The following is a 4,835-nucleotide window of genomic DNA, read 5'->3' as shown; positions in this document are numbered from 1 at the left end:
GAACGCCCATTGCGATGGATCCCTTTCACGGCGGAACAAGAGGGGCAAGTCACATCAATCTTTGCCATTTGAATGTTCTCCAAATAGACAGACTATACATGATTCAATAGATTGATGTCACGACCCAGTTTTAGATTGTGCGTATGCTACCCATTTGTCATAACCACGGATAAACTGAATATCATCCCATCTGATTGGAGAATTATGATGCCCAGCAGATGAAACGCATACTACTCTCCCTCCAGATCGAATATTGTCCCATATGAGATTCACCAGTACATAATGACCAATATGATTTGTAGCAAACGTATTTTCTCTGAATTTTTTATTTGTATAGTTAATCCAAAGTTTCATATCATCTTCAGATGCCAAAAAATCTTTTTTAGCTGATAGTGCATGAATTTCGCAATTAACCCTAGGGTAAATTACTCGCTCATAGTGACTTAATATTCTGAGATCGTTGATAATTTTGTATTTTTCTTTCTTTAATCTGGTTGGATTGTTTAAAACTACTGTAGGCAATCCTCCCAAACGAACAATGTTTTCGAATGCATTATCTCCTGAACTAAATATCGTAGATTTAACTAATAATTCAGGCGGCTTACATGCAGATACAACTAATTTATGAATATTTAGTCGATTACCACATAATATTGCCAATTCGTAGGCAATGATAGCTCCAATACTGTGACCAAAAAAAGTTATTTTTCCCTCAAGCTCTTTGAGCTGTATTTCTAGGTTTTCCAACAAAGCCTTAAAAAAGTGGTAGAGTTTTAATTCGCTACTTGAGTAGTTCATAGGAATAATTCTCACTCCTTTAGATAAATGCTTTTTAACAATATCAAAGGAGCTTTTATTTCCACCTGCGTATGGAAAACAGACTAATACATTCTGTTTACTCATGAGAAATCCTATTATAACAACCTTTATTACCTATATCTATTTAATACTAAAAACCGATGATGTCAGACAGAAAACATCTGATAATTTATTCACGAACATATAAATATATCTTGACGCAAATCATGACATTCAATAGACACACACGTCAACAAAAAGCGCAAACATATTGAGTTTATGTTTACATATAATGTAAAAAAATTATGTATTATAGAAAAAACACCTTTCCCCTAAAGTGATATCATGATGAAAAAAAATAAATAATTTTCACAAACACACAAAAATTAAAATTGTAAAATAAATTTTTCCGATAGAATCAGCCATGTGCATATTGATGCCAATAATGTATGACCCACGTTTATTTTAAAGACATGCGATATAGTATTTAATTAATATTAAATGAATTTAATTACAACTCATTTGATTCAATCACATATAAAGGAAATGCATATTAGCATATGTAATCCCGATTATAATGTATGAATACCCATATACTTAATCACCTTACATTTAGTTTAGCTAAATATAGACTGACTGCTGGGCTAACCGAACCATTTGGCTCACCGTTTAACTATCTTTACATCAAATTAACCGAAGATGCAGGCTACAGAATTTTAAAATTATCATATAATCGACAAACAAGTGATTTTTCTTTTTTTCGACGTATGATGTTAAAAAATTAATAAATTTCTTCACAAAAAACCTCTGCTCTACAAAATAAATGTTGTTATGAGCCGATTCATTCATTATATCTCTATAATCGTTCAATCGAATTCAGATGACTACCTGATTACCGTTAAATAGGGGATAATACAACTCTATATTCAGGATATAAATGAGACATTTGACCAAGTGCGCTCTATGATAGATAGCACCATCCATCACCATATGAATTTTTTGCGAAGAGGGATCTTTTTCTCAAAATGGCACAGGAAAATAAGCTACATTCACACGTTAATCAGAGGATTCGAAAGTGTTTACTCTCAGCAAAATACGAAGATTAGCCTGAAAGCAATCCCAGTCATAGTGCTGGGAGCTTCTTTTAACACTATTTGTTCTCAATAAACCAAACTATTAGCCAGTTATACTTGTAGTGTAGTGCTCCATAAGATTCACCTTCAATCTCCGCATGCCATCCATTTTTCTGGCCACCAAAACAGCGGCTACCAGTTCACTGCACTGATGTTCCCGCATCAACGCCCGTCGTTCGGCTTTTTCCTCTTTTTCCGTCATACCCAGTGCCAGATAGAGGCTTGGCGGCACCACCCGAAATAACGCTTCGATTTTTTTCGCCAGCACGACGCCTTCGGTATAACAACGGGGTAATTTACTGGCAGAGAGCAGCACCGCTTTCTGCTCTTCCGTCAGCTTTTTAAAGCGGGCGATTTGTTCCACTTCATCCGGTGGCATGGTCAGACACAGCCACCATTCGGCCATATTCAGCATCTTTTCGGCGGTATCGGGATAATCCGCCAGGTTTTGGGTGGCGAGCCACAGCCAGGCACCGAGTTTACGCCACATTTTCACTACCTTGGTCATATACGGTGATAACAGCGGGTTGGTCGTGGTGATATGCCCTTCATCAATCACCAGTTGCAGTTCGCGATCCTGATATTGATCCCGTTCAGCCAGATTATTGACTTTGTTAATCAGTGACACCATCGCCAGTGCCATCTGGGCCGAGTAGTTCTCCCGTGCCAGTGTGCCCAAATCAATCAGGGTGACATCCACTTCCGGCCACGGGGTGCCGAGGCGGTTAAACAATTCTCCTTCAAATCCCTGAGTAAACATCGACATGGCACTGGCCGTGTTTATCCTGTCGGTGATTGCGGGCGATGGCATAGAGGGCATTGTGTAAATCCAAGACTATCATCTGGCGTGCTTCGTTAAAGCTGGTCTGTGTGGCCATCATAATGGCTTCCCAAATTAAACCCCTACACGCTGTGACTCGTCTTATTCCCCCTGACATATCGCCAGTACCGTCTGCTCTCCGGCAGGGAGTAAGGCGTCTTTCGACGTCAAACAGCCGGCCAGCAACCCCGCCAGACACAACACCCCGTAGTATTTTACTTTTCGCATACTACCACCTTCATGGTTTCAAGGTCAGTAAACATGGCAAATTCCGGATGAATCGGCAGTTCTGATAAGGTAAAGGGCAAATATACCTACTGTTCAGGTTCAGCTCCTGTTTTACCTTCAACTATTGTTTGCCACTAGCTTTCGATCAGGCGAAAAATCGTAAAATCACCGTCATAAAATGGCTATAATAATAAGCACCAGATTGTCACGCAGGCAACAGTTGTAAAATAGTTGGTATTGTTACCAATGCAATAAGCAGAGAGATGATAATGGAAAAAGAAATAATTTCCTGTTTAAAACCATACTTATTGGCAAAAACATAAACTCCCGCTCCGATAGGCTGTGCAGCCATAACAATCGCGGTAATCAACCAAATACTATTTGTCTGCTGCATACCAAATAGATAGTAAGCACAGATAAACGTAATCAACGGCTGTATCCCCAGTTTGAGTAACAGCATCGGCATAGCCAGTTTTAACGCTTCTCCGTTGATATGCTCTTTGACCTTAAGCCGAGATAACCCCAACCCCAAAGCGAACAATGCTGTTGGACCTGCGGCATTACCCAGAAATTCAGCAAATGTTTGCAAAAACATCGGAACGGGAATACCGAAGCAAACAAAAATCAGTCCCGCAATCACTGAAATTGTCAAGGGATTACTCAATGTCGTCTTTAATGCCCCAACGAAACTTTGATTAATGGATATTCTTCCACCCGATTGGCGGGTAGAAAAAATATCGTAAGTAATGATAACAGCCATGATAGCAGGAATGTTATGCAAGATTGTCGCAATAGCAGCAGGAAGCGCAGCGGATTCACCATAAACCGCAATCAGTATTGGAACTCCCATATATCCAGTAGTACCATAACATGCCCCCATACTCAAAATCGATGATTGTGGTAAACCAATCCCCATAATTTTTGCCGCCAATATTCCCAAAACATATACGACACAAATACCAGCAAGAGTAGCGGCAATAAAACCCCACTGTTGCAGCTCACTAATATCTGCACGGGCAATGGCAAGAAACAATAAGGCGGGGAGTGCAATATAGAGTACATAATCATTGATTAATTTATCGGAAAGCCCACTATCAGGACGCAAACGTCCAAAAAAATATCCAATAAATATAACCAGAAATATTGGCGCAACTATCATAAACATTTAAAGCCAACCTCGTATTAGTTTGATATTTGGCAACATACTCCCCCAGATTTAACTGGGGGTATATGTTATTTTAAGAACTCCCTGGTATATTTTCCAACAGAAGATGTATATAAAACATCTGTAGCATAGAACTGATCTAACTGATTTCTAATTTTCTCAAATTCCTTTTCTTTTTCTGAGCCAATTCTAACCAACATGTTATCAAATCTTTCTTTTACTTGCTGAACAAGACCAGGATCATTCGCAGCATCAATCAACCCTTCATCAGACATGATTTTTTGTAATGTTGCATCATGTAATCCTATGCTGTTCAAAAAATAAGGTATATCACGGGCAGCGCCAAGGAATGAAGGAATGTTAGCTACTCCCATATTTTCTTGATCAACAATATGTCCACTGACTGGTTTATACAAATCAGGGATAGATAAAAATGTACGCTCAGTCAACCGTGCTGCATCCAATACAAGAGAACTATCAAGATATTTATCATTAATAGAAATTGATTTCTCTTTGAAAATAAAATTTAGAATTTCAATTGCGGGCAATCCAGATCTATTACCAGTAAATAAATTTTCAAAATAGTAGATCACTTGAAGGGAACTCAGTCCGATTTTTGCGATCTGATCAATTGCAAAAAATCCCAAACCACAATCCGGACTGAGTGATGCCAATAATAACATCTATCCCC

General features: G+C 38.7%; 4 protein-coding genes and 1 pseudogene. All 5 read right to left on the bottom strand.

The window, feature by feature from the left end; all coding sequences use genetic code 11:
* Positions 1-117: 117 nt before the first annotated feature.
* Positions 118-903, bottom strand: a complete 786-nt coding sequence (locus AACQ81_RS01015) for a thioesterase II family protein (RefSeq protein ID WP_237388382.1) — start codon at positions 901-903, stop codon at positions 118-120.
* A gap of 1,071 nt (positions 904-1,974) precedes the next feature.
* Positions 1,975-2,836 (bottom strand): annotated as a pseudogene (locus tag AACQ81_RS01010) (conjugative transfer ATPase); the annotation flags it as partial.
* Positions 2,837-2,853: 17 nt separating this feature from the next.
* Positions 2,854-2,979, bottom strand: coding sequence for a hypothetical protein (locus tag AACQ81_RS01005; protein WP_272903135.1), 126 nt, complete (start codon positions 2,977-2,979; stop codon positions 2,854-2,856).
* 205 nt (positions 2,980-3,184) lie between these two features.
* Positions 3,185-4,144, bottom strand: coding sequence for an AEC family transporter (locus AACQ81_RS01000; protein ID WP_237388381.1), 960 nt, complete (start codon positions 4,142-4,144; stop codon positions 3,185-3,187).
* Positions 4,145-4,212: 68 nt separating this feature from the next.
* Positions 4,213-4,827, bottom strand: coding sequence for a hypothetical protein (locus AACQ81_RS00995; protein ID WP_339353337.1), 615 nt, complete (start codon positions 4,825-4,827; stop codon positions 4,213-4,215).
* Positions 4,828-4,835 lie beyond the last annotated feature (8 nt).

This window comes from Xenorhabdus sp. Sc-CR9 (genome assembly GCF_963897815.1).
In the GTDB taxonomy this organism is placed as follows: Bacteria; Pseudomonadota; Gammaproteobacteria; order Enterobacterales; family Enterobacteriaceae; genus Xenorhabdus.
This window is presented reverse-complemented; position numbering and strand designations above follow the sequence as displayed.